Origin of the sequence: Chitinophaga sp. S165, from assembly GCF_003182155.1 — a bacterium.
GTDB lineage: Bacteria > Bacteroidota > Bacteroidia > Chitinophagales > Chitinophagaceae > Chitinophaga.
On the sequence record NZ_QGTG01000007.1, the window covers coordinates 378,144 to 402,799 of the forward strand.

Annotated in this window: 24 protein-coding genes; 22 read left to right on the top strand and 2 right to left on the bottom strand. The window is 45.2% G+C overall.

The genetic code is table 11. The annotated features are described in order from the left end of the window. Positions 1-49: 49 nt before the first annotated feature. From C7475_RS24770 to C7475_RS24810, 9 genes are all read left to right on the top strand, one after another. Positions 50-2,824, top strand: coding sequence for a M14 metallopeptidase family protein (locus C7475_RS24770; protein ID WP_110056146.1), 2,775 nt, complete (start codon positions 50-52; stop codon positions 2,822-2,824). 90 nt (positions 2,825-2,914) lie between these two features. Next, positions 2,915-3,481, top strand: a complete 567-nt coding sequence (locus C7475_RS24775) for a hypothetical protein (protein ID WP_110056095.1) — start codon at positions 2,915-2,917, stop codon at positions 3,479-3,481. Between the two features lie 24 nt (positions 3,482-3,505). After that, positions 3,506-4,132 (top strand): DNA-3-methyladenine glycosylase, encoded by a 627-nt coding sequence (locus tag C7475_RS24780; RefSeq protein ID WP_110056096.1) that lies wholly within the window; start codon positions 3,506-3,508, stop codon positions 4,130-4,132. Positions 4,133-4,234: 102 nt separating this feature from the next. Then, complete coding sequence (locus tag C7475_RS24785) at positions 4,235-5,392, top strand: tetratricopeptide repeat protein (protein WP_110056097.1); 1,158 nt, start codon at positions 4,235-4,237, stop codon at positions 5,390-5,392. A 77-nt stretch (positions 5,393-5,469) separates the two neighbouring features. Next, positions 5,470-6,099 (top strand): hypothetical protein, encoded by a 630-nt coding sequence (locus tag C7475_RS24790; RefSeq protein WP_110056098.1) that lies wholly within the window; start codon positions 5,470-5,472, stop codon positions 6,097-6,099. A gap of 212 nt (positions 6,100-6,311) precedes the next feature. Continuing rightward, on the top strand, positions 6,312-7,295 hold the full coding sequence (locus C7475_RS24795; protein ID WP_110056099.1) for a hypothetical protein: 984 nt from the start codon (positions 6,312-6,314) through the stop codon (positions 7,293-7,295). A 170-nt stretch (positions 7,296-7,465) separates the two neighbouring features. Next, positions 7,466-8,158, top strand: coding sequence for a phosphoribosylformylglycinamidine synthase subunit PurQ (purQ, locus tag C7475_RS24800; protein ID WP_110056100.1), 693 nt, complete (start codon positions 7,466-7,468; stop codon positions 8,156-8,158). Positions 8,159-8,221: 63 nt separating this feature from the next. Further along, positions 8,222-8,677: a protein-disulfide reductase DsbD domain-containing protein gene (locus tag C7475_RS24805; RefSeq protein WP_110056101.1), complete on the top strand. Its 456-nt coding sequence runs from the start codon at positions 8,222-8,224 to the stop codon at positions 8,675-8,677. A gap of 114 nt (positions 8,678-8,791) precedes the next feature. Further along, positions 8,792-10,771: a protein-disulfide reductase DsbD gene (locus C7475_RS24810; protein WP_110056147.1), complete on the top strand. Its 1,980-nt coding sequence runs from the start codon at positions 8,792-8,794 to the stop codon at positions 10,769-10,771. Positions 10,772-10,867: 96 nt separating this feature from the next. Here the strand turns inward: C7475_RS24810 and hisS are convergent, their stop codons facing one another. Next, positions 10,868-12,217, bottom strand: a complete 1,350-nt coding sequence (hisS, locus tag C7475_RS24815; RefSeq protein WP_110056102.1) for a histidine--tRNA ligase — start codon at positions 12,215-12,217, stop codon at positions 10,868-10,870. 28 nt (positions 12,218-12,245) lie between these two features. Continuing rightward, positions 12,246-12,683 (bottom strand): low molecular weight protein-tyrosine-phosphatase, encoded by a 438-nt coding sequence (locus C7475_RS24820; protein WP_110056103.1) that lies wholly within the window; start codon positions 12,681-12,683, stop codon positions 12,246-12,248. A gap of 690 nt (positions 12,684-13,373) precedes the next feature. On the opposite strand from C7475_RS24820, the gene C7475_RS24830 reads away from it, so the two are divergent. The 13 genes from C7475_RS24830 to nuoK all read left to right on the top strand — a co-directional run bounded on the left by C7475_RS24830 (position 13,374) and on the right by nuoK (position 24,644). Then, positions 13,374-14,294: a substrate-binding domain-containing protein gene (locus tag C7475_RS24830; protein ID WP_110056105.1), complete on the top strand. Its 921-nt coding sequence runs from the start codon at positions 13,374-13,376 to the stop codon at positions 14,292-14,294. A 40-nt stretch (positions 14,295-14,334) separates the two neighbouring features. Further along, positions 14,335-16,053, top strand: a complete 1,719-nt coding sequence (locus tag C7475_RS24835; RefSeq protein WP_146217644.1) for a lipopolysaccharide assembly protein LapB — start codon at positions 14,335-14,337, stop codon at positions 16,051-16,053. Between the two features lie 161 nt (positions 16,054-16,214). Continuing rightward, positions 16,215-16,607 (top strand): NADH-quinone oxidoreductase subunit A, encoded by a 393-nt coding sequence (locus C7475_RS24840; protein WP_110056107.1) that lies wholly within the window; start codon positions 16,215-16,217, stop codon positions 16,605-16,607. A gap of 98 nt (positions 16,608-16,705) precedes the next feature. Continuing rightward, positions 16,706-17,269, top strand: coding sequence for an NADH-quinone oxidoreductase subunit B (locus C7475_RS24845; RefSeq protein ID WP_110056108.1), 564 nt, complete (start codon positions 16,706-16,708; stop codon positions 17,267-17,269). Positions 17,270-17,332: 63 nt separating this feature from the next. Continuing rightward, positions 17,333-17,854 (top strand): NADH-quinone oxidoreductase subunit C, encoded by a 522-nt coding sequence (locus C7475_RS24850; protein ID WP_110056109.1) that lies wholly within the window; start codon positions 17,333-17,335, stop codon positions 17,852-17,854. 18 nt (positions 17,855-17,872) lie between these two features. After that, complete coding sequence (locus C7475_RS24855) at positions 17,873-19,090, top strand: NADH-quinone oxidoreductase subunit D (RefSeq protein WP_110056110.1); 1,218 nt, start codon at positions 17,873-17,875, stop codon at positions 19,088-19,090. 24 nt (positions 19,091-19,114) lie between these two features. Beyond that, a complete protein-coding gene (gene nuoE, locus C7475_RS24860) occupies positions 19,115-19,600 on the top strand; it encodes an NAD(P)H-dependent oxidoreductase subunit E (RefSeq protein ID WP_110056111.1) in 486 nt (161 codons plus the stop codon). 45 nt (positions 19,601-19,645) lie between these two features. Beyond that, the gene (gene nuoF / locus C7475_RS24865; protein ID WP_110056112.1) at positions 19,646-21,010 is read left to right on the top strand and encodes an NADH-quinone oxidoreductase subunit NuoF; all 1,365 of its coding nucleotides are present in this window, start codon (positions 19,646-19,648) and stop codon (positions 21,008-21,010) included. A gap of 22 nt (positions 21,011-21,032) precedes the next feature. Next, on the top strand, positions 21,033-22,124 hold the full coding sequence (locus tag C7475_RS24870; RefSeq protein WP_110056113.1) for a 2Fe-2S iron-sulfur cluster-binding protein: 1,092 nt from the start codon (positions 21,033-21,035) through the stop codon (positions 22,122-22,124). Between the two features lie 35 nt (positions 22,125-22,159). Continuing rightward, positions 22,160-23,197 (top strand): NADH-quinone oxidoreductase subunit NuoH, encoded by a 1,038-nt coding sequence (gene nuoH / locus C7475_RS24875; protein WP_199236284.1) that lies wholly within the window; start codon positions 22,160-22,162, stop codon positions 23,195-23,197. A gap of 26 nt (positions 23,198-23,223) precedes the next feature. Further along, positions 23,224-23,733: an NADH-quinone oxidoreductase subunit NuoI gene (gene nuoI / locus C7475_RS24880; RefSeq protein ID WP_110056114.1), complete on the top strand. Its 510-nt coding sequence runs from the start codon at positions 23,224-23,226 to the stop codon at positions 23,731-23,733. 48 nt (positions 23,734-23,781) lie between these two features. Next, a complete protein-coding gene (locus tag C7475_RS24885; protein ID WP_110056115.1) occupies positions 23,782-24,279 on the top strand; it encodes an NADH-quinone oxidoreductase subunit J in 498 nt (165 codons plus the stop codon). 47 nt (positions 24,280-24,326) lie between these two features. Continuing rightward, entirely contained in the window at positions 24,327-24,644 is a 318-nt protein-coding gene (nuoK, locus tag C7475_RS24890; RefSeq protein ID WP_110056116.1) for an NADH-quinone oxidoreductase subunit NuoK, read from the top strand. Positions 24,645-24,656: the final 12 nt, after the last annotated feature.

The window sequence follows — 24,656 nt, forward strand, 5'->3', positions numbered from 1 at the left end:
TGCTGGGCAACCGTGCACCGGCATTGGATTATCGTAAAAAATGAGCACTATGGAACATACTTTAAGGGGCTGGCTGATGATAGCAGGTATCTGCTGCGCATCACAGCTGCAGGCCCAGACTATACCATCACCTAAACAGTACTTTGGTTTTAATATCGGAGATGATTACCAGCTGGCTACCTACACACAAACAGCAGCGTATTTTGAAAAGCTGGCTGCAACATCCGACAGGGTTAAACTGGTAGACATTGGTCTTACTGAAGAAGGCCGTCACCAGTACATGCTGGTCATCTCTTCGCCTGCCAACATCAAACAACTCGATCAGTATAAAAAGATCTCTCAGCAACTAGCAAGAGCCGAAGGTATCACGCCCGAACAGGCACATGACCTGGCTGATAAAGGAAAAGCGGTTGTCTGGATAGACGGAGGCCTGCATGCGACCGAAGTAGTAGGTACACATCAGCTGATAGAAACGGCCTGGCAGCTTATTAGCCGGAAGGATGCTGAGACAATGCGTATACTCGATAACGTTATTGTACTGATGACGCATGCTAATCCCGACGGACAGGAAATCACTACCAACTGGTACATGCGCAATGCAGATACGTTGAAACGTTCAACAGAACAACTACCTGTGCTGTATCAGAAATATATAGGACACGACAACAATCGTGACTTCTATATGATGAACATGAAGGAAAGTACCAATATGGGAAGACAATTATTCCTGGAATGGATGCCGCAGATCATGTACAATCATCACCAACGTGGTCCCGAAGGCTCTGTACTAGCAGGACCTCCGTATCGCGATCCCTTCAATTATTTCTTCGATCCATTAATGATCACTGGTATTGATGCATTGGGTGCAGCAATGTACAACAGGCTGAATGCAGAAGATAAACCGGGTTATACCCGTCTGAATGGATCTAGTTTTTCTACCTGGTACAATGGTGGTTTGCGGACTACCACACAGTATCATAACATGATAGGCCTGCTCACGGAGATAATAGGTAATCCTACCCCTGAAAAAATACCGGTTGTACCACAACGGCTGATCCCGAACGGCGCGACGCCTAATCCTGTTAAACCAACGGCAGACTGGCGTTTCAGAAGGTCTATCGACTACTCTGTTTCGTTGAATTATGCGGTGCTGGACTATGCCGCCCGTCAGCGTGATGAAGTGTTATTCAATATTTATAAGATGGGTAAGAATGCCATAGATAAAGGGAATACTGACTCATGGACACTGTCTCCCAAACGTGCAGAAGCTATTACAGCTGCTTACAAAAAGGACAAGAACGATACTACCAGAGATGACGGCAGTGATCCGTATGGATGGATGAGAAGAGGCAATAACATCCCCATGCAGTACTATGATGCTGTATATAAAAATCCCGCAGAAAGAGATCCACGAGGATATATTATTCCGGCAGATCAGCCGGACTTTGCAACGGCGGTGAAATTCATCAATGCGCTGATCAAAACAGGTATTTCCGTGCAGAAGGCCACAGCGCCATTTACTATAGCAGGAAAGGAATATCCGGCTAACTCCTATATCGTACGTACAAATCAGGCCTTTCGTCCACATGTTCTGGACATGTTCGAACCACAGGATCATCCTAACGACTTCCAATATCCCGGAGGTCCTCCTGTCCGTCCTTACGACGCTGCAGGATGGACGCTCGCTTTCCAGATGGGTGTAAAGTTTGACCGCATCCTGGACGATTTCAATGGACCGTTTCAGAAAGTGCCATACGGCGAACTTCAGTTGCCGGTAGCTCTGTCATTCACACCGGCAACAAGCGGAGGTTATCTCTTGAGTGCTTATGTGAATAATGCGTTCATTACAGTGAATGATCTATTGAAAGCAGGTGTGAAGGTTTACCGGTTATTGGAAGGTAATAAAAGCGAAGCGCCAGGGACCTTCTTTGTACCGGCAGGAGTGCAGGCAAATAATATCCTGAAAACAGCGGCGGCACGGCTGGGAGTGGTGGCAAAACCGGTAGCTAAGCGTCCTAAAGGACTGGTGGAAGCAACGCCTTTGCGCATTGCGCTTTGGGATAACTATGGAGGTTCTATGCCATCGGGTTGGGTTCGTTGGATGATGGAGCAATATCACTTCCCTTTCAAACAGGTCTACGCGAAAGAAATTGATGCAGGGAACCTGAAGCAGCAATACGATGTGATCGTGTTCGTAACACGGGCCATTCCCCCGGTTTCCGGAGAAGAAGGAAACCGGTATGGCTCCCGGCAGGCGCCTCCCGATCCTGCCACGATACCCGAACAATATCGCCATACGTTAGGCCGGATCACAAAGGATACTTCTGTTCCTAAACTGAAGGAATTCCTGGAAGCAGGCGGTACTATTATCACGATCGGGACCAGTACTAACCTGGCATATCACCTGGGCCTTCCGGTACACAATGCGTTGGTGGAAAAAGGTAAGAACGGCAAAGAACAATCATTGCCAGGAACCAAATACTTTGTACCGGGAAGCATATTGCAGGTGGCTTTTGACAGTACAAGCACGGTAGCATGGGGTATGCCTTCTGTTGGAGATGTTAATTTCGACAATAGCCCCGTTTTTAGGCTGGATAGCAATGCTGCGGAAAAGGGAGTACGCGCGGTAGCATGGTTTACGTCCGATAAGCCTTTGCGTAGTGGATGGGCATGGGGACAGGCTTATCTTAAAGATGGGGTAGCCGCATTTGAGGCCCCGGTGGGTAAGGGCAGGTTATACGCCTTTGGGCCGGAAATAACTTTCAGAGCGCAGTCACACGGTACTTTTAAGCTACTTTTCAATGGTTTATACGGCATTAAATAGCGAATAAATGGTACGATGAAGAAAGACCGCCTCATGTTATGTGGGGCGGTTTTTTTATTTTAGTACCTTAGAAGAATAACTAGCATTAATATGGAAGAATTTTATGATGCAGCCTCCGAAAAATACAAGAAGTATTTACTGCAGGTAGTTTATAACGACGAGACTTATTACACCGTTTCAGGGGCCGACACGTCAGACAATGACACTGTTAGGTTACTGACAGATGCAGATGGCAGGATCTGTTTATATGCTGATCTTCCTTCTTTAAGGAAAGGTATTGAAGAAGGTGTTGTTACATTTGATACGCCCAACCTGCAGGCCTGGGGAAAAGATATCAATGAAACAGATACCGCCTATACAGGTTTTGACTTTTCTTCCCTGAAATCTGAATTCCTGGAAGCAGATGATGATCCGCTGCTGTATGAGATATATGGCGCCCTGGGCGTTGTAAAAGATTATGCATTGCAGGAAAATGTAGGAGAGTTGCTGGCCCTCCTGGACAGTGATATTGTGAGGGAGTACATCGAGATCTGTGCAGACTTGTTTCTGTGGTCGTCGGATACAGACTCCTTCCGGGAAGATTTTGATTTTGAAAGTCTTGTGCCTGTGTTAAACAAGATCTACACATTGCTGGAACCCCGCTTGAAGATCGTTTAACGGGAACGGTTATATCTGAACACCTTGCACACCACCGCTTATCAGCCACTATCATCGGGTTTTTATGACCGTCCTGACGTTCTGACAATTGCCCGTGAATTATTAGGAAAGATCATCGTAACAAAATTTAACGGTGAGCTCACAACTGCGCGTATAGTAGAAACCGAAGCTTATGCCGGTGTTACCGACAAGGCTTCTCATGCTTATGGCGGCAGGCGTACTGCACGTACAGAAGTTATGTACGGTGAGGCGGGTATGGCATATGTATACCTTTGTTACGGTATTCATCAGATGTTCAATATCGTGACTAACGAGATCGATATTCCGCATGCCATTCTTATCAGGGGGGCGGAGCCATTAACAGGTATACCTGTTATGCTGCAACGTACAGGAAAGAAGATTGCCGATTTCACATTGACCCGTGGCCCAGGCAATGTTGCAAAGGCATTGGGGATCAATACCAGCCGTACCGGGCAATCATTGGTGAGCGATGACTTTTACCTTGCTTCAGATGGTTTTGTTCCTCCCGGAGAAGACATTATCGCTACTCCCCGGATAGGCGTGGATTATGCAGGCGCTGATGCTTTGTTGCCATACCGCTTTATCGTCAGCAACAATAAATATGTAAGTGGAAAGCCCTTCCGGAAATAGTCTTCGTTAAAATTTTCCCAATCCTCAGGCAAAGCTGTATTTCTTCAAATAGGAAATATTTATCTTTATTATCTTATAAGGGACAATCTCAATACCTATTTTATGCGAATACTTTTACCCCTGATAATCATCAGCTGTTTTTCTGTATCTGTAGTGCATGCCCAGACGACCGACAAAGAAAAGGCCCAGGAGAAAAAGCGGGAAGCCATTGAGCTGATGGACAACGGTAAACTGGATGAATCAATAGCATTACTTGAGGAAGGCCGTAAACTGGACCCGGATGAACCGGAGTTTCTCTACGAAATTGCCCTGGCTAAATATCAGCAAGGAAAATTTGATGATGCCGTCCAGCTATTAAAAAAGTTAGTCAGAATAAAAAAAGCGACGGGCCGAGTATACGCTATGATGGGAAACGCCCTCGATGAAATGGGAAAGCCCGATAAGGCAATAGCCACTTATGATGAAGGCATCAAAAAGTTTCCGGAAGAAGGTAGTTTATACCTGGAGCGTGGTGTCATGGAATTGAAGAAAAATGACCAGAATTCAGCATTGGGATTTTTCGAGAAGGGAATAAAGGCTGCACCCATGTACCCGTCCAATTATTACAGGGCTGCGAAGATATTCCTCGATTCTGACCAGGAAGTATGGGGAATGATATATGGGGAAATATTTATGAACCTGGAACGAGGGTCTAAACGCACAGAAGAAATCAGTAAACTTTTATATTATACTTACAAAGGAGAGATTAAATTTGACTCCGATACCAGTGTAACCGTAAGCTTTGCCCGTAACAATAATATGATCTTGCTCGATTCGAAGCTGGGTAAGGAGGCACGTGTTGCCAGTCTGACCTCTCAGATGACGGCAGCATTGAGTAGCTCATTCGCGAGCAGAGTATACGAAAAGACCCTGGTACAATCGGTGATAGGAGAGAAGATGATCAATCTGACATCTTTAGATCGCATCAGGACCAAGTTCCTGCGCTTATATGAGCAACAGGGAAATGACACACTTCATCCGGTGGTGCTTTTCGACTTCCAGCATAAAGTGAGAGAAGCCGGGCACCTGGAGGCTTATAACTACTGGATACTGGGTCAGGGTGAGGAAAAAGCTTTCGGGGAGTGGACAAGCGAGCATGAACAGAAATGGAATGACTTTATGAAATGGTTTAAGGAAAACCGGATAACGATCACGAAGGGAAATACGTTCACCCGTTTGGGAATTGTTGTGGAAGGAGCTGTCAGAAGCGCGGGGAAATAACAAACCCGCCCAATGATGGGTCTTTTTTTGTAGATACCCCAGGGCAAGTAACAGCTATCTATATACCATATCTGACAATGAAAAGAGAAAGAAACCTATTCCTGCTTGGGATTACGTTAACGGTCAGTGCCTGTAGCCTGATCGATTTTCACAGGGACCAGGAAACCCCTTCTGCCAGAACATATTTTAAGGGCACCGTTAGTCCGGAGGTCAACCAGCCGGTACTTGAAGAAAAGGTGCGGGAGTTTTTTGACTGGTACGCCACCCGGGTCGATTCGCTGGTAGATATCCAGTTGGTAGACAACTCCGGGGTGGAAGACACCGGCAGGTACGCGGTCAATTTTGACAGCACCGCAGCTTATATCCGTATTCTGGCCAATTCCGGCATTTTTACCCAGGGTTACATCGAGGACAAAAATGCCTATTTTCAGCTTTGCGCAGATAAGATCCGGCAGGACAGTGTCCGGACGGAGTCTCCCTATGGATTTGATGCCGACCTGATCCTGCTAAGCCAGGAGTACGAAGAGGACATTTCCAATTTCAGTGAGGCCACCTTCGCTAATTATACAGAAACTGAAAACGGGGCATCAATAGATGTCACTATTGTCTATACCCTCCGGATCGACTTTGTGATCCAGGGGGACCGGTTGCTGATCGACAGAATTGACGTAGTAACACCCGAGGGGGAGACCGGGGAGGCCGAATGACCTTTGTCCCTGTTTAAGTCCACATATGCGTCATGTATGCGTCATGTATGCGTCATGTATGCGTCGTGTACAAGGCATGTTTAAAGCGTAGTCACACCCTGCTTAAAGGGACCTAACAGGTTAATTATTCATGGTTTTCATAATATTTTGATTTTCTCCCGCTTTAAAATACCTTTGGAACGCTTTCAAAAGTTGAAAAGAGAATTCATATTGTGGTAAAGTTTTTCCGCTCAGGCAACCCGCTTACGGTACTGTTGCTGTTGATATATACGCTCCTGGTAAAATTCTATTACCTGATCCATCCGTCTACCTTCCTTTCAGATGGTAACGAAGGGTTGTTATACGATCTGCTCGTTAAATGGATGGAAATGGCATTTGGCAAGAGCCCCTTCCTGTTCACTTCGCTGGCTGTACTGTTGCTATTGCTGCAGGCACTGCTGGTAACCAAGATTGTCAATCACCAACGACTGTTTTCAAAGCCGACTTACCTGCCGGCAATGAGCTATATACTTTTTACCTCCCTGTATCAGGGCTGGAACATCTTTTCCCCTGCTTTACTGGTCAATCTGGTGATGTTGTGGGTATTTTCCAGTATTACCTTACTATACACCCGTACGTCAGCCCGTGATGTGGTATTTAACATTGGGTTTGCCCTCGGGGTATGTGGACTGTTCTACTTCCCGGCAACGATCTTTTGCCTGTTATTGTGGTTAAGTCTGCTCATTATGCGACCGTTCCGATTGGCAGAATGGATCATTGCCCTGCTGGGTCTGATTTGCCCGATCTATCTTTTAGGAACTTACCTGTTCCTGACTGATCAGTGGGCGTTGTTTGCAAAAATTCCCCGGATAGGCCTTGAAGTACCTTTTATTGACCATTATAAAATATGGGGAGCTGTAGCTATAAGTGTCTTCTTTTTCATTCTGGGCTGGTTATTGCTGCAGCGTACGCTCAAAAAGATGCTGATACAAGGCCGTAAGATTTGGAGCGTATTGATCGTATATGTATTTGTAGCGATGATCGTACCCCTGTTCAATGTTCATTTCTCTCCCGCCTACTGGGTTCTGGCTATTTTACCGCTTTCCCTGTTTGTAGCGAACGCATACTGGTCGATTATCAATAATACGGTAGCCAACGTCGTTCACATCCTGACATTGGCCTATGTCATTATAATGCAGTATTTCAGCAAAAATTAGCTGGATTGTACCGGTTTTGTTAAAACCGGACGAACGGCTATGGAAATGTGCGGACGGCGTAGTAATTTTGTGCCTTTTCCGGTAATTTCGACTAATGGTCCAACAGCTATTATCTCTGCCGGATAGAAGCATGAATAATATTTTAGACCGTAACCTTCAATAAATTAAACATGAAATTTGGCGTTGTCACCTTTCCGGGCTCTAACTGTGATCATGATATGATCGATTCCCTGCGCAATGATCTTGGGCAGGAAGTAATTGAGCTGTGGCACAAAGACTCTGACCTGAGCAAGTTCACTAAAGAAGACTGTATTGTACTGCCAGGTGGCTTTTCTTATGGGGATTACCTGCGTTGTGGCGCTATCGCCCGCTTTAGCCCTATGATGCAGAGCGTGATTGAGTTTGCCAATAAAGGTGGCCGTGTGATTGGCGTATGTAATGGTTTCCAGATCCTGTGCGAGGCTGGCCTGCTGCCAGGTGCTTTGCTGCAGAATGGTCATCAGCAGTTCGTATGTAAGAATGTATTCCTGAAAAGTGAAAATACATCTGCATCCCTGACAAAAGATGTAACTGGCCGTGCGCTGAAGATCCCGGTAGCACATGGAGAAGGCCGTTATTATGCTGACGATGCTACGCTGGAAAGCCTGTTTGCTAACAATCAGGTACTTTTCCGTTACTGCGACGAGTTTGGTAATGTGGTTGATACCGCTAACCCTAATGGTGCGCTGCGTAACATTGCCGGTATCTGTAACAAAGAGCGTAATGTTTTCGGTATGATGCCACACCCTGAGAGGGCTACCAGCTCAGTGTTGGGTAATACCGATGGCCAGCTTATTTTCCAGAGCCTTATCAATAACAATTGATCTTTGGTGGAATAGCCACCCATATTTAAAAATCGAGCCAACCAACCAGTTAAAAAATCTAGCATGAAAAAATTACTGACAGCAGTTTTACTGTTTGCATTGCCTGTGCTGGCAAGTGCGCAAATAGAAAACCCGGTAAAATGGGATTTTACCGCCAAGAAGATCGACGCTACTACCTATGAACTGCACATGACAGCTACCGTGGAAAGTAAGTGGCACCTGTACGCACAGGAAGCAGGTGAAGGTCCGGTACCAACCACCTTCAAACTGACTAAGAATCCATTGGTGGTACCTGTAGGTAAGATCCGTGAAGTAGGTAAACTGCATAAGGCATTCGATAAGAACTTTGATTCCGAGCTGAAATACTACGAAAATCAGGTGGATTTCGTGCAGAAAGTGACCGTTAAGGGTAAGGCTGCCACTAAAGTAAAAGGCAGTGTAGAATTCATGGTCTGCGATGATCATCAATGCCTGCCGCCGAAAGAAGTGGAATTCGCTATCAGCGTAGGAGGAAAATAATTATTACTACGGATGATGATCCATCCGGCCGGTAAACAGAAAGTAATGAACGAGTTCCCCGGGGACTCGTTTATTATTTGGAATAGTCAGAAGTCTTTAAAGCCTATTATTTATATGAAGCACTTGCTTACGTTCATTATCCTTATCACCGCCGTATTTGCTGTAAGGGCGCAGGAAAATCCTGCACCAGCCACTGTTGCAAAATGGGAATATACAGCGGAAAAAAAGGGTGAACATGAATATATATTACATCTGAAAGGTACTGTAGAGAAAGATTGGAAGCTGTTTTCCACCACAATGAAAGATGATGAGCCGAATACCCGCGTAGTGATTGACAGCATTGCCACAGTAACGGGGATCACGGAAGAAGGAGAGCTGAAGAAAGCGCCTGAACCATTATTCGATAATACTGAGATCAAATACTTCGAAAACCAGGTTTCTCTCCTGGTAGCAATAAAATTAAATGGTCCTGTTACTAAGCTGGAAGGCGCTGTAAACTACATGGCGCTGAAAGGCGACGAGGTTGTGGGGCCGGAAGAAGTGAAGTTCCGCTTTAATGTGGATGCAAACGGTAACCTGGTGAACGTAGCAGCAGGATTGCAGGAATCTGCTACCGGCGGACAAACACTGAAACGTGCAGCGATCGATAAAGATCATCCCGTGAATAATTGCGGTGGAGAAGAAGGAACTGCTAAAAAAAGTCTCTGGGGATTGTTTATCCTGGGAGTGATCGGCGGTTTCATCGCATTGCTGACGCCTTGTGTGTTCCCTATGATCCCACTGACGGTATCTTTCTTCACTAAGAAATCGGAAGACAAGAAGACAGGTGTGATGAATGCCAGCATTTATGGCTTCTTCATTTTCCTGATCTATGTGTTGTTAAGTTTACCATTCCATTTTCTTGATACACTGGATCCTGAGATCCTGAATAATATTTCAACTAACGTATGGTTAAACGTGATCTTCTTTGTGATCTTCATTGTATTTGCCATTTCGTTCTTTGGCTTTTTTGAGATCACACTGCCAAGTGGTCTTGCCAGTAAGGTGGATGCAAAAACGAGCGTAGGTGGTATTATTGGTATTTTCTTCATGGCATTGACACTGGCACTGGTATCCTTCTCCTGTACAGGTCCTATTCTGGGATCTTTGCTGGCAGGTTCCTTATCAACCGACGGAGGTGCTATGCAGCTGACAGTTGGTATGGCTGGTTTCGGATTTGCATTGGCATTGCCTTTCGCATTATTCGCCATGTTCCCTAACATGTTGAAATCCTTACCTAAATCCGGTGGATGGTTGACATCTGTGAAAGTAGTATTAGGTTTTATCGAAGTGGCAATGGCAATTAAGTTCCTCTCCAATGCTGACCTGGTAACACACTGGGGATTGGTAAAACGTGAGATCTTCTTTGCAGTGTGGATCATCTGTGGTTTCCTCATCGTATTGTACCTTTTGGGTAAGATCCGTTTCCCGCATGATGCGCCATTGAAAAAGATCAGTCCTACCCGCTGGGTACTGGCCCTGCTCTTCCTCGCTGCAACTTTGTACCTGCTACCGGGTGTAACCAATACAAAGTACGCTAACCGTAAACTGATCAGTGGTTTCCCGCCGCCTTTAAGCTATAGTATTTACAAGAATGCAGCTAAAGGAGTAGAAGCGAATGTGGTGAATGATTATGAGGCCGCATTAAAACTGGCGAAGGAACAGAACAAACCGATCCTGATAGACTTTACAGGATGGGCTTGTGTAAACTGCCGCAAAATGGAAGAGAATGTATGGCCCGATGATCAGGTGAAAACGTTGATAGAAGAAGATTATATCCTGGTGTCATTATATGTGGATGACAGGAAATTATTACCGGAAGATCAGCAGTTCTTGTTTACTACCAATACTGGTCGCAAGAAGGAGATCAAAACGATCGGTGATAAGTATGCAACGATGCAGACAGAGAACTTTGTGAATAACTCACAACCTTATTACGTGTTGATCAGTCCTGATGAGAAACTGTTAACGAAACCAGTAGGATATACTCCAAATGCAAAGGAGTATGCGAGCTGGTTGAAGTGTGGATTAGAAGCGTTCAGGAAGGGGAAATAAGGGTATTAAATACTACTATAAAGGGGGCTGTCTCAAAACTTGTGAGACAGCCCCTTTTCAATTTTAATGCGGGCCTTTGCCTATATTTTAATTTCCTTAGAAATTATAATTCACAAGATCTTTCATCGCTATTTTCTCCTGTGTTCCCGTCACCATATTCTTAATGCTCACCACTTGTTCCTGCATTTCACTTTCACCCATAATGATCACATAAGGTATATTCCTTTTATTAGCATATTTCATTTGCTTATCCATCTTAGATGGCTCATGGAATAGCTCCGATGAAACACCTTTTGCACGCAGCTGCATAAGCAACTTAAAAAGTGTACCTGTCACATTCGGATCAAGGTTAAAGAAAAGCACTTGTGTACCCTGTTGAGCGGCGGCAGGGAATAACTGCAGTTCTTCCAGTACATCATAAATGCGGTCTACACCAAAGGAAATACCCACACCTGAAAGACCGGGGAGACCAAACAGGCCGGTCAGGTCGTCATAGCGACCGCCACCTCCGATACTACCCATTTTTACAGCAGCAGGGGCTTTTACTTCCACGATCATACCTGTATAGTAGTTCAGGCCACGGGCAAGCGTTACGTCCAGGATAGGGGTAGTTTTAAAGGCATCCGGTTGAGTGTGCAGTACATAAGATAATTCCTCGATACCTTTCAAGCCGGTTGGAGAATCTTTGAAGAGAGTGCTCAACTGTGTCAGTTTTTCCTCATTGTTGCCCTCGATGCTCAGGAAGTTTTCAATGATACCTATTTCACTTGCAGCAAGTCCGCGTTCCTGAAGTTCTTCTTTAACTTTATCAATACCGATTTTATCTAATTTATCGATAGCGACAGTAATATCTGTGAGCAGAGCTGGTTGGCCGATCACCTCTGCCAGTGCACTCAATATTTTCCTGTTATTGATGCGAACTTCGTATCCCTCCAGTTTCAGGTTTGTAAAAACAGTATCGTATATAAGAAGAAGTTCAATTTCATTTAGAAGCGAGTTACTACCTACTACGTCAGCATCGCATTGATAAAATTCGCGATAGCGGCCCTTTTGTGGTCTGTCGGCACGCCATACGGGCTGCATCTGGTAACGTTTGAAAGGAAGCGCCAGTTCATGTTGGTTCATCACCACATATCTTGCGAATGGAATAGTGAGGTCGTAACGCAGGGCTTTTTCGCATAACAAAATACTCAATTCCCTACTGTCCTTTGCTTGCTGAGCGCGTCCCAGGATATCACCATTGTCCAGGATCTTAAAGATCAGTTTATCACCTTCCTCACCATATTTACCCGTAAGTGTATCCAGATTTTCCATAGTAGGGGTTTCCAGAGGCTGGAACCCGAACAGTTCGAATGTCTCACGGATGGTCTGGAATATATATTGCCGCTTTCTTACCACAACTGGCCCGAAATCGCGGGTACCTTTGGGTATACTGGGTTTTATCATTATTGTTCAGTTATGCTTTATAAAGTAATTATTTTTTGCCTGTCACGATCTTTTCACAGGCCTCGTAGATCATTTTGTACACCGGTTCGAACAAGGCGTCGTCATACCACGGATCAGGTACTGGTTGCTGATCGTCCAGTAATAACTGCAATTTAGCCTTATCTGCGTCTGTTCTCGCTTTAAGGAGTATATCCCTGTAATTATCCAGGTCCATGGCAAAAACGCGGTCAAAACGGTCAAAATCAGTAGCCTGGAACTGTCTGCCACGCAGACCGGAAATATCAATACCATATTGCTGGGCAACCTTCACGGAACGTCTATCAGGCGGATCGCCAACATGCCAGTTGCCGGTGCCGGCAGAGTCTATTTCCCAGTCCAATCCCTGCTGAATGGCCAGGTGCCTTAATATTCCTTCTGCCAGGGGCGAACGGCAAATATTGCCCAGGCATACCATCAGTATTTTCATAATTTCCGCAAACCTACAAGATTTTAACATTATTTTATTCCCTGGCCCAAATCTTGAACCACACTATATCAGGCCGTACCAACAGTAAAAAAGGGGACAATGAGTATTATGGAATCCGGAATTCTCTGCATCTATATAACAAGAATGATTAATACTAAACTTTCATTTTTATGAGTATATATTTGGGTGATTATGTACGACATAGGTCTGAAAGTACAAGTATTTAACATGGCTTTAACAAGTTCTTGTTTAATTAGATGTAGATTGAATATGAAAAAATGTGTGTATGCCGGACGTTTATTAAACCTGCTGTAGTGGCTGGTTTAGAGTTACAGGTATGGGGCCGGAACCGCCTTTTTTTAACAATCCTCTAAAAGAACAGGTATTTATTTGGAAATATTTTTTTGTATACTTGTAATTCGCTAACAATGCTAATGCAACAAGAAAGATCTGGAAACACGCGGACTAAGGTAAATTATCGTTCGCTCGGGGAATTAATCAGAGGTATATTTTTTCTGCTCTTTGGCCTATATGCAATCTTTGCGCAGAAATATAACCTGGGCCAGTTTCAGGTATCTCAGACTATATTGAACATTTTAGGCATCGTACTAATTGCGTATGGCCTTTTCCGTGTATATAGAGGAGTGAGATATCTATTTCATCAAAAGGATTAAATAAAGAGACGAACATATGATCACCAGAATAATAAGGCGTGGCCAGGTCGCTATTTTCTCGTTAGCTGTAGCTTTACTGGCATCTTGCGGACAGGCCAACAAGTCCGGGGAGGAGCACGATACGCCAACTTCAGGGACCATCAGAATAAGTGTGGATGAAACCTATCGTCCACTGATGGAAGCCGAGATTAAGGTTTTTGAATCCTTATATAAGAAAGCGCATATCATCGCTGAATATAAACCCGAAGCAGATTGCTTTAAAGATCTGTTGGCTGACAGTTCAAGACTGATCTTTGTAACAAGAGATTTCAGTGAACAAGAAAGGGCGTATATCAAGGAGTTAAAGATAAAGCCGCAAAGCCTGTTGCTGGCGTGGGATGGTGTAGCGTTGATTACTAACCGCAGTAATCCCGACAGTATCCTCACAATGGACCAGGTGCGGGAAATTATGGACGGGTCTGATTCCACGAAAAAACCTCAGGTAGTTTTTGATAATCAGAATTCAAGTACGGTAAGATATGTCCGCGATTCGATCAACAAAGGGAAACCGTTGCCGCAGAACGTAATGGCTGCTAAAACGAACCCTGAAGTGGTTGACTATGTGGCTAAAATGAAGGATGCGATTGGCGTAATTGGGGTAAGCTGGATCTCTGATCCTAACGACTCGGCTTCGATTGAATTTACAAATAAGGTGCAAGTGGTCAAAGTGAGGGCAGATTATGGTTCGGAATTTGTAAAACCATATCAGGCATATATCGCTCTTGGATCCTACCAACTTAAACGTGGTTTGTTCTATTGCTTGAAGGAACCATATTCTGGATTGGGATCAGGGTTCGCCACTTTCCTGGGGAGTTATGAAGGACAGATGATCATTTCGAAATTCAGACTGTTTCCTGCGAGATTGAATGTGGTATTCAGGGAAGCGAACATTAGGTAAAAAAAAACTAACACAACTAAAATTAAAAACCGGATTGCTCATGAACAGACGGAAAAGTTTAATTGTTGCAATGCTGTGCGTCGCGAACGGCGTGATGGCCCAATCTGTAGAAGATGGATTGAAAGACCTGTATTATGGCAAGTATGAAACAGCCAAACAGACCCTGGAAAAAGTGATAGCTGCCAAACCAACTGAAGACAGGGCCTATTACTACGCAGGTATAGCGCAGCTGGGTATGCATGATGACGCTGGTGCTGCTGCTACTTTTCAGAAAGGATTGCAGGCCGTGCCTACATCGTCTTTACTGCAGGTAGCTATGGGACGTCTTGATCTGATGAAAGGTGATGCGGCTGCAGCAAAACAAAAATTTGAAGCAGCTAGCACTGCTACAGAAGGACGTGATGGTGACGTTGCACGTGCTATTGCCGACGCAAACACTGAAATCAAAGGTGGTGACCGCGGTTATGCATTATCTGTAATGGAAAAATTACTGAATAATGAAGGCCGTAAGAAAAAACAGATGTATACTGCTACACCTGCTGACTATATTGAATTAGGCGATGCTTACCGTTACCTGGGAGGTGAAAATGGTGGTAAGGCAATCACTTCCTACGATAAAGCACTTGAGTTGGATCAAAACAACGCTGAAGCAGTAACAAAACAAGGACTGGTAAACTACAACGCTAAACTGTTGCAGGATGCCGTGAACGATTGGACAAAAGCAACCAATCTTGATCCTAACTACGCACCAGCTTACCAGGAACTGTACCAGTTCTATATTACTCCAACCAAAGCTCAGCTGTCACTTGAAAATGCAGCTAAGTACCTTGAAAAATACATGGAAGTAGTAGGCGCCGGCGCCGGTAAACTGGAAAACGAATACAACCTGGCTGCTATCTCTTTCTACAGAAAAGACTATGATGCAGCTATCAACAAGGCGAAAGCTGTATTACCTCAGACAACTGAAGGTAATAAAGGTAAATTCGTACGCCTGCTGACAGATGCTTATCTGCAAAAAGGTGACACTACCACCGGTAAACAAGTGATCGAAGAGTACGTTAAAACCGTTGGCGAGCCTAAACTGCAGGCTAACGATTATAAACTGCTCAGCGCTATCTACCAGCAGAACACTACCGATTCTGCGCAGGAAGCTCTCAATGATTCATTGGCTGCTATGTACCTGGAAAAATACGCACTGGCAGACACTGCTAAAGACGTAGATAAATACAGAAACGTAGCTGAGACTTTCAAAAACATGAGAGATTTCAAACGTTCCGCTGAATGGTACGGTAAACTTGTTAGCGATTTCACCGACGAACAGAATACTGGTAAAGTACAGGATATGTTCTTTAAAGGTACCTGGGAAATCTACGCAAAAGAATACGATAAGGCTGACTCAACCTGGGGTGCTTTTGCTGCAAAATATCCTACTAACGAAGCGCTGGGTACTTACTGGAGAGGCCGTGCTAACATGGCTAAAGATCCGGATGCGAAATTAGGTACCGCTGTACCTTACTTCCAGAAATTCTTCGAGATCAAAGGTGAAGAAAAAGTGAACAAACCAGCCCAGCTGATGTTCCCTTACCAGTATATGATGATCTACTACTATAATAAAGAAGATCAGGCAAATATGAAGATCTGGATGGATAAAGTACTGGCTATCGATCCTAACAATGCTACCGTGAAAGCTATCCAGGAAAACCTGGATAACAAAGCCAAAGCAGCTGCTGTTAAACCAGCTCAGGGTAACAAAAAATAATTAACAAATAGTTATATGAAGGCCTCCTGTCCCCCGACAGGAGGCTTTTTTATTGCCGTTTGGTGAAAAAAGATAATATTTTAATCCTTCATAAGATTTGATTTTTGCATTAGTTAGCCTATTTTTGCTCATTCGGAGAACGATTTTATACAGGGAAGCTTATGTTTACAGACACAGAATTATTGTCAGCAACTACTCCTTTCAGCTATTTTCCCATTGTTATGCAGCTTGTAGCTGCACTGGGCTTCGTTGGTCTTACAATGGTAGCAACACATTTTTTGGGGCCAAAACGTAAAACCAGCGACAAACTAGCTACCTTTGAAAGCGGTATTGAACAAAAAGGTAATGCACGCCAGCCAGTAGCCATTAAGTACTTCCTAACCGCCATATTGTTCGTGCTTTTTGACGTAGAAGTGATCTTCTTTTATCCTTATGCGGTGAATTTCAGAGAACTGGGATGGGATGGCTTCATGGCCATGTTACTTTTTGTAGCGTTCTTTATGGGCGGCTTCTTCTACATTTTGAAGAAGGGAGCGCTGAAATGGGAAGACTGATTTTTATATAAAATATTGCAGAAAGGGTTGCCGATGGCTGGCAATCCCGTGTGCGTTTAGGTCAAATCTGATTTTGAAATTTTTAAATCTGACATGGTATGGCACGTCCGGTTCAGTATAATGAGAAAGTGAAGAATGTGGAAATACCCGATGGGTATGCAGGGGAAGGTTTTTTCGCAACAACATTCGACCAGGTGATTGGTGCAGCTCGTAAGAATTCTATCTGGCCTTTACCTTTTGCTACTTCCTGCTGTGGTATCGAATTTATGGCGACCATGGCTTCTACCTACGATATGGCCCGTTTCGGTTCCGAAAGAATGGCTTTCACTCCCCGCCAGTGTGACTTATTGATGGTAATGGGCACAATTTCCAAGAAAATGGGTCCGGTATTACGTCAGGTGTACCTGCAAATGGCTGAACCTCGTTGGGTTGTAGCTGTTGGCGCGTGTGCATGCAGCGGTGGTGTATTTGATACTTATTCCGTTTTGCAGGGTATCGACCAGGTAATCCCTGTGGATGTATATGTTCCAGGATGCCCTCCGCGTCCGGAAGCGATCATTGATGGTTTCATGCGCGTACAGGACCTGGTAGGACAGGAAAGTCTGCGCCGCCGTCATAGCGATAGATACAAGGAATTACTGAACTCTTACGGTATCCAGTAATCGGGTACAGGAGAAAGAACATATCCGCGAAAAGTCAATCTGAAATAGAAAATTGAAATCGTAATGTCTTTGACAAACGACTATATAAAGCAAAGGTTAACAGAAAAGTTTGGGGAATCAATCAGCCAGGTGGAAGAATCCTTTGGATGTTTATCATTTGCCGCGCCGAAAGACCTGAACCTGAAAGTAATGCAGTTCCTGTACGATGATGAGGAGCTGCAATTTCGTTTTTTAACGGACCTCACTGCCGTACACTATCCCAACAGAACAGGGGAGGAGCTTGCAGTAGTATATCACCTGCACAATTTCAAAGAAAGGGTGAGACTGCGCTTTAAAGTATACACCAGCATTGAGGATACACGCGTTTTCACAGCTACCAGGCTGTTTGAATCAGCCAACTGGATGGAAAGGGAAACATACGATTTCTTCGGTGTGAACTTCGTAGGGCACCCGAACCTGAAACGTATCCTGAACGTGGACGAAATGACCTATTTCCCCATGCGTAAGGAATTTCCGCTGGAAGATCAGACCCGTACCGATAAAGATGATGAAATGTTCGGCCGCGGCGGGCATATTGGCATTTAATAAATTATACGTTTGAACATGTCAGAGCAGCAACATATCATACTGCCGGAAGGCTCCATAGAAAGGCAGACACAAACCCTTAACCTGGGACCTACCCACCCCGCTACGCACGGGGTATTCCAGAATATTCTGGAAATTGACGGTGAGCGTATCGTGAGTTCGGAATCTACTGTGGGATATATCCACCGTGCATTTGAGAAAATAGCAGAACGCCGTCCTTACTACCAGATCACTCCTTTAACAGATCGTCTGAACTATTGTTCATCTCCTATCAATAATATGGGATGGCACATGACCGTAGAAAAACTGTTGGGTATTCAAACACCCAAACGTGTTGACTACCTCCGTGTGATCATCATGGAACTGGCCCGTATTACAGATCACCTGATCTGTAATGGTGTGGTAGGCGTGGATAGCGGCGCCTTCTCAGGCTTCCTTTATCTCATGAAGTACCGTGAGCTGGCATACGAAATATATGAGGAAATATGCGGTTCCCGTCTCACGACCAATATTGGACGCGTAGGTGGTTTCGAAAGAAACTTTACACCTGCTGCCTTTGAGAAAATAGAACGCTTCCTGAAGGAATATCCGGTGGCGCTGAAGGAGTTCGAAACCCTGATGAACCGTAACCGTATCTTCATGGAAAGAACTCAGGGCGTAGGTCCTATCAGCGCGGAAAGAGCCATGAATTATGGCTTTACCGGTCCTAACCTGCGTGCTGCAGGTGTGGATTATGATGTACGCGTATCTCAGCCATATTCATCTTACGAAGATTTCGACTTTTCAATACCAGTAGGTACCACCGGCGACTGTTACGACCGTTTCCTGGTACGTAACGGTGAAATGTGGGAAAGTCTGAGCATTATCCGTCAGGCGATGGATAAGCTGAAAGACCTGCCTTCAGATGTATACCATGCGGATGTACCAGCGTACTACCTGCCTGAAAAGAGTGCGGTATACACCAAAATGGAAGCACTTATCTACCACTTCAAGATCATCATGGGGGAAGCTGATATTCTGCCTGGCGAATTGTACAATCCTGTAGAAGGAGGCAACGGTGAACTGGGTTTCTACCTCATCAGCGATGGTGGCCGTAGCCCTTACAGGCTGCATTTCCGCCGCCCATGTTTCATATACTACCAGGCTTATGCGGAACTCATCAAAGGCGCAATGCTCAGCGATGCCGTTATCTGTATGAGTAGCCTGAATCTGATCGCAGGTGAACTGGACGCTTAATTATTAATTTTTCTTTCTATAGTTATGTTTTCTGAAGAGAAGCTGAATAAAGTAAAAGAGATCATCGCCCGTTACCCGGCCGGGAAGCAGAAGAGTGCTTTGATTCCCTTGCTGCACCTGGCACAGGAAGAGTTTGGCGGATGGCTGAGCGCGGAAACCATGGATTACGTGGCTTCCCTGCTGCAGATCAAGCCGATTGAAGTGTATGAAGTGGCTACCTTTTACTCGATGTTTAACCTGAAGCCTGTAGGCAAATACGTATTTGAAGTATGTCAGACAGGTCCGTGCATGCTGCGTGGTTCAGATAACATCATCGACTATATCAAAAAGAAACTGGACATCGGTGTGGGTGAAACCACTAATGATGGTCTGTTCACGCTCAAAACGGTAGAATGTCTCGGTGCCTGTGGATACGCTCCCATGATGCAGCTGGGTAAACACTTCCGTGAGCACCTGACCCCTGAAAAGGTAGATGCTATTATTGAGGAATGCAGGGTTAAAGCAAACTAAAACTTTGAATGACCGGAATACCGGTCTACAATCATAAAAAGTAAGATGGGACGCAAACTACTTTTTGACAAAGCGCACATAGAAGGGATCCGGTACTATGATGTATACCGGGCCAATGGAGGTTATGGATCAGCAGAAAAGGCGCTCAAAAGCATGAAACCTGAAGAGGTGCTGGAAGAAGTGAAGAAGAGCGGTCTGAGAGGCCGTGGTGGCGCCGGTTTCCCTACCGGTATGAAATGGAGCTTCATCGCAAAACCGGAAGGCGTACCCCGCTACCTGGTTTGTAATGCTGACGAATCTGAACCTGGTACGTTCAAAGACCGTTACCTGATGGAATTTATTCCTCACCTGCTCATAGAAGGACTGCTCATCTCCAGTTATACACTGGGTTGTAACAGTTGCTATATCTATATCCGTGGTGAGTACGCCTGGATCCCTGAAATTCTGGAACAGGCTATCGCGGAAGCTAAGAAAAATGGCTGGCTGGGTAAAAACATCCAGGGTACCGGCTTCGATCTTGAAATATATGTACAACGCGGTGCAGGTGCTTATATCTGCGGTGAGGAAACTGCCCTGATAGAATCCCTGGAAGGTAAACGTGGTAACCCGCGTATCAAACCTCCGTTCCCGGCTGTGAAAGGTCTGTGGGATTGTCCGACAGTTGTGAACAACGTGGAAACACTTGCTGCCGTAGTGCCTATCCTGCGCATCGGTGGTGATGAATATGCGAAATACGGTATTGGCAAATCTACCGGTACCAAACTCATTTCTGCCTGTGGTAATATCAATAAACCTGGGGTGTACGAAATCGAGATGAATATTTCAGTAGAAGAATTTATTTACTCTGATGAATATTGTGGTGGTATCGCTAATGGCAAACGCCTGAAAGCGTGTATCCCCGGTGGTTCTTCCGTACCTATCCTGCCGGCTAACCTGTTGCTGAAAACAGCAAAGGGCGAGCAGCGTATGATGACGTACGAAGGCCTCGCTGACGGTGGCTTTGCTACCGGTACCATGTTGGGTTCCGGTGGTTTCATCGTACTGGACGAAGACCAGTGTATTGTGAAGAACACCCTGACATTCGCCCGTTTCTATCACCATGAAAGCTGCGGTCAATGCAGCCCATGCCGTGAAGGCACCGGTTGGATGAAGCGTGTACTGCAGAATATCGAGAATGGTAAGGGTAAAATGAGCGACATAGACCTGCTGTGGGATATCCAGCGTAAAATAGAAGGTAACACCATCTGCCCGTTGGGTGATGCTGCTGCCTGGCCGGTAGCTGCTGCTATTCGTCACTTCCGTGACGAGTTTGAATGGCATGTGCTGCATCCTGAAGAAGCTACCAAACGTAACTTCGGACTGGCACATTACGCAGATCCTCTGGAAATAGCTGCTCCTGCTGCTGTATAAGAATCAATTTAAGCGATGCAAAATGGCTGAAGAAAAGAAACTCTTTAAGGTTAAGATCGATAATATCTCCGTGGAAGTGGAGCCGGGTACTTCTATCCTGAATGCTGCCCGTAGAATTGGTGGAGATATCGTGCCGCCTGCAATGTGTTACTATTCCAAACTGCAGGGTAGCGGTGGTAAATGCCGTACCTGCCTGGTGAAAGTGACCAAAGGATCAGAAGCTGATCCCCGTCCTATGCCTAAACTGGTAGCTAGCTGCCGTACCAACGTAATGGATGGTATGGAAGTAGCCAATATCACCTCTCCGGAAGTGCAGGAAGCACGTAAAGGTGTGGTGGAATTCCTGTTACTGAACCATCCGCTGGACTGCCCTGTATGCGACCAGGCCGGCGAATGCCATCTGCAGGACCTCAGCTACGAGCACGGTGCAGATACTACCCGCTACGAATTCAAACGCCGTACGTTCGACAGGATCGACATCGGTGATAAGATACAATTACACATGACCCGTTGCATCCTCTGCTACCGTTGTGTATTCACTGCCGATCAGATGACTGAAAAGCGTGAGCATGGCGTACTCGGTCGTGGAGAAGCTGCGGAGATCGGAACTTATATTCAGCAGTCACTGGACAACAACTTCATCGGTAACGTGATTGATGTTTGTCCTGTAGGTGCGCTGACAGATAAGACCTTCCGCTTCAAGAACCGTGTTTGGTTCCTGAAACCGGTAGATGCACATCGTGATTGCCACGATCCGAAATGTTGTGGTAAAACCGTATTGTGGATGCGCGGTGATGAAGTATTCCGCGTAACTGCCCGCAAGGATAAATACGGTGAAGTGGAAGAATGGATCTGTGATACCTGCCGCTTTGATAAGAAAGACGTAAAAGACTGGACCATAGAAGGCCCACGTAAAATAGAGCGCCAGAGTGTTATTTCTCAGGGTCACTATGTAGGTGTTCACAAACCTAAAGATACACTGGTAGAAGTACTGGAAGGCCGTCAGCCTAAACTGCTGCTGGATATCCATGACATCAGTGAGGTGAACAGACCGGAGATTGATCTGTCTCAGATCGACGGTCCGGCGCATTCAGATGACTTTAATAAGAAATAATAGACTCATTATTCGTAATTGATAATTCGTATTTGATGAATATAGACTGGTTCTTTATCCTCGAAAAGATAGTGCTGATATCAGGCGTACTGGCGGTATCACTGCTGGTTGCTATGTATTCCACATGGGGTGAAAGAAAAGTAGCAAGTATAATTCAGGACAGGATTGGTCCTAACAGGGCCGGTTTTATGGGATTATTACAGCCTCTGGCCGATGGAGGTAAACTCTTCTTTAAAGAAGAGATCATTCCGGGCAATTCCAACCGTTTCCTGTTCATTCTTGGTCCGTCACTGGCTATGATCGTAGCCTGTATGACAAGCGCAGTAATTCCCTGGGGAGATACCCTGACCATCGCAGGTCATACCGTGTCTTTGCAGATCGCCGATATTAACATTGGTATTTTATACATTTTCGGAGTAGTGAGTTTAGGTGTATATGGTATCATGCTGGGTGGATGGGCTTCCAATAATAAATACTCTCTGCTGGCATCCGTGCGTGCTGCTTCCCAGATCATCTCTTACGAGCTGGCAATGGGTTTGTCTCTCATCGCACTGCTGATGATGACCGGTACTTTAAGCATCAAAGAAATAGTAGAACAGCAGCGCCATGGCGGTTGGAATGTACTTTACCAGCCACTGGGCTTCCTGATATTCCTGGTATGTTCTTTTGCAGAATGTAACCGTACGCCGTTCGACCTGTCAGAAGCTGAGAGTGAATTGAATGGAGGTTATCACCTGGAGTACTCTTCCATGAAACTGGGTTTCTATCTCTTTGCAGAATACATCAACATGTTCATCAGCTCTGCGCTGATGGCAAGTCTGTACTTCGGTGGTTATTCCTTCCCATTCATGGACAGCCTCGGATTGGCACCTAACCTGGTGACTATCCTGGGCACAGCAGCCCTGTTCATCAAGATCATCTGCTTCCTGTTCTTCTTTATGTGGGTACGCTGGACGATCCCGAGGTTCCGTTACGATCAGCTGATGCGTCTGGGTTGGAACATCATGATCCCGCTGGCACTGGCTAATATGTTGATAACAGGAGCGATCGTATTGTATCGCAGCACACATTAATTAACGACTTATTTTAATAGCATAATATGCAAGCTTTAACAAGTAGGGCAAGACAAGTGGACCGCAAGCCGATGACCTTCATCGAGAAGATCTATTTGTGGAATATTATAAAGGGGATGGTGATCACCTTTAAGCATATCTGGAAGAGGAAGGAAACCGTGCGTTATCCGGAGCAGAAGCGTGCATTCAGCCCGGTGTTCCGTGGTCTGCATATCCTGAACCGTGATGCTGAAGGACGTGAGAACTGTACTGCCTGTGGTTTATGTGCAGTTGCTTGTCCGGCAGAAGCGATCACAATGGAAGCAGCAGAAAGAAAACCAGGTGAAGAGCACCTGTACCGTGAAGAGAAATATGCTGCCCGCTATGAGATCAACATGCTGCGTTGCATTTTCTGTGGTTTTTGTGAAGAGGCTTGTCCGAAAGATGCTATCTATCTGACAGAAACATTTGCACCTGCTAACTACAAACGCGAAGGTTTCATTTACGGAAAACCAGACCTGCTCATACCAGCACCTGGTGAAAAGAAACAAGCATAATAAAAGACAGTCTTAGCTAAAACCATAATAGTCATTATAGCAATGGGAATGAGTTTACAACAAATCGTTTTCGGGGTACTTTCAATCATCTCTATTATATCCGCCCTGGGCGTTATATTGAGCAAGAACCCCGTTACCAGTGTCCTTTGCCTGATAGTTACCTTTTTCACCATAGCAGGGCATTACATTATGCTCAATGCGCAGTTCCTGGCTGTGGTGCATATTATAGTATATGCGGGAGCCATCATGGTATTGTTCCTGTTTGTGATCATGTTAATGAACCTGAATGCAGAAATAGAGCCACAGAAGCGTAACTGGTTGAAATATGCCGGTGCTATCAGTGGCGGCGCCCTATTGCTGGTATTACTGGGTGCGCTCCGTGAAGCCGATGTAACTCCGATTCAGCCAGCAGCATCTGATATAGGGCTGATCTCCAACCTTGGTAAAACTTTATTCAATCAATACGTAGTCCCTTTTGAAGTTAGCAGCATCCTGTTCCTGAGTGCTATGGTCGGTGCTGTGATAATCGGGAAAAGAGAAGCATAACCACAACATCTGTAAATCGTCATTGATCAATTTGTAATTCTTTAAAGATGCCTGTTCAATATTACATTTTCTTAAGCATAGTACTCTTTTGTATCGGGGTGATGGGCGTGCTGATGCGCAGAAATGCCATTATTATTTTCATGTGCGTGGAACTGATGCTGAATGCTGTAAACCTGCTGCTGGTTGCCTTCTCTAAGATGTGGGCAGATGCTGGCCGTGTAGATGCCAGCGGAGCGCAGATCTTTGTATTCTTTATCATGGTGGTAGCTGCTGCGGAAGTTGCCGTAGGACTGGCCATTATCGTGATGGTATATAGGAATTCACAGTCGGTGGATATTAATATCATGAACAGGCTGAAGAACTAACAGCTTGAATCG

Bases quoted from the DNA above. Each gene is read 5' to 3' on its own strand.
- C7475_RS24770 (WP_110056146.1), top strand. From the start codon at position 50: ATGGAACATACTTTAAGGGGCTGGCTGATGATAGCAGGTATCTGCTGC.
- C7475_RS24775 (WP_110056095.1), top strand. From the start codon at position 2,915: ATGGAAGAATTTTATGATGCAGCCTCCGAAAAATACAAGAAGTATTTA.
- C7475_RS24785 (WP_110056097.1), top strand. From the start codon at position 4,235: ATGCGAATACTTTTACCCCTGATAATCATCAGCTGTTTTTCTGTATCT.
- C7475_RS24790 (WP_110056098.1), top strand. From the start codon at position 5,470: ATGAAAAGAGAAAGAAACCTATTCCTGCTTGGGATTACGTTAACGGTC.
- purQ (WP_110056100.1), top strand. From the start codon at position 7,466: ATGAAATTTGGCGTTGTCACCTTTCCGGGCTCTAACTGTGATCATGAT.
- C7475_RS24805 (WP_110056101.1), top strand. From the start codon at position 8,222: ATGAAAAAATTACTGACAGCAGTTTTACTGTTTGCATTGCCTGTGCTG.
- C7475_RS24810 (WP_110056147.1), top strand. From the start codon at position 8,792: ATGAAGCACTTGCTTACGTTCATTATCCTTATCACCGCCGTATTTGCT.
- hisS (WP_110056102.1), bottom strand. From the start codon at position 12,217: ATGATAAAACCCAGTATACCCAAAGGTACCCGCGATTTCGGGCCAGTT.
- C7475_RS24820 (WP_110056103.1), bottom strand. From the start codon at position 12,683: ATGAAAATACTGATGGTATGCCTGGGCAATATTTGCCGTTCGCCCCTG.
- C7475_RS24830 (WP_110056105.1), top strand. From the start codon at position 13,374: ATGATCACCAGAATAATAAGGCGTGGCCAGGTCGCTATTTTCTCGTTA.
- C7475_RS24835 (WP_146217644.1), top strand. From the start codon at position 14,335: ATGAACAGACGGAAAAGTTTAATTGTTGCAATGCTGTGCGTCGCGAAC.
- C7475_RS24840 (WP_110056107.1), top strand. From the start codon at position 16,215: ATGTTTACAGACACAGAATTATTGTCAGCAACTACTCCTTTCAGCTAT.
- C7475_RS24845 (WP_110056108.1), top strand. From the start codon at position 16,706: ATGGCACGTCCGGTTCAGTATAATGAGAAAGTGAAGAATGTGGAAATA.
- C7475_RS24850 (WP_110056109.1), top strand. From the start codon at position 17,333: ATGTCTTTGACAAACGACTATATAAAGCAAAGGTTAACAGAAAAGTTT.
- C7475_RS24855 (WP_110056110.1), top strand. From the start codon at position 17,873: ATGTCAGAGCAGCAACATATCATACTGCCGGAAGGCTCCATAGAAAGG.
- nuoE (WP_110056111.1), top strand. From the start codon at position 19,115: ATGTTTTCTGAAGAGAAGCTGAATAAAGTAAAAGAGATCATCGCCCGT.
- nuoF (WP_110056112.1), top strand. From the start codon at position 19,646: ATGGGACGCAAACTACTTTTTGACAAAGCGCACATAGAAGGGATCCGG.
- C7475_RS24870 (WP_110056113.1), top strand. From the start codon at position 21,033: ATGGCTGAAGAAAAGAAACTCTTTAAGGTTAAGATCGATAATATCTCC.
- nuoH (WP_199236284.1), top strand. From the start codon at position 22,160: ATGAATATAGACTGGTTCTTTATCCTCGAAAAGATAGTGCTGATATCA.
- nuoI (WP_110056114.1), top strand. From the start codon at position 23,224: ATGCAAGCTTTAACAAGTAGGGCAAGACAAGTGGACCGCAAGCCGATG.
- C7475_RS24885 (WP_110056115.1), top strand. From the start codon at position 23,782: ATGAGTTTACAACAAATCGTTTTCGGGGTACTTTCAATCATCTCTATT.
- nuoK (WP_110056116.1), top strand. From the start codon at position 24,327: ATGCCTGTTCAATATTACATTTTCTTAAGCATAGTACTCTTTTGTATC.